Origin of the sequence: Paenibacillus sp. 7516 (genome assembly GCF_002272715.1) — a bacterium.
GTDB classification, from domain to species: domain Bacteria; phylum Bacillota; class Bacilli; order Paenibacillales; family Paenibacillaceae; genus Paenibacillus; species Paenibacillus illinoisensis_A.
On record NZ_NPBI01000064.1, the window covers coordinates 1 to 252 of the forward strand.

Consider the following 252-nt stretch of genomic DNA (forward strand, 5'->3'; position numbering starts at 1 on the left):
TACGGGAGGTAAGATGAGTAAAAAGAAAAAGAACGTTCTATTATCCTTGTTTTGCATAGTCGTTTTATTTTTTGTTTATTACTTTTTTATAACATCAAGCACTGTGACTGTCGGTACAGTAGAGAAAAAATTTGTACAGAACAATAAGAACTATATTGAAGTTACACTGGAAATTGGAGAAACAAAAAAAATCAGGGTCCCTGAAATTGTTTGGCCTTTAATTGATGAAAGAAAAACATATTTTATTAAATA

General features: G+C 29.0%; 1 protein-coding gene. It reads left to right on the plus strand.

Annotation, left to right across the window (positions count from 1 at the left end; all coding sequences use genetic code 11):
* Positions 1-13: 13 nt before the first annotated feature.
* On the plus strand, positions 14-252 hold a 239-nt coding region (locus tag CHI14_RS30370; protein WP_212677034.1), incomplete at its 3' end, for a hypothetical protein.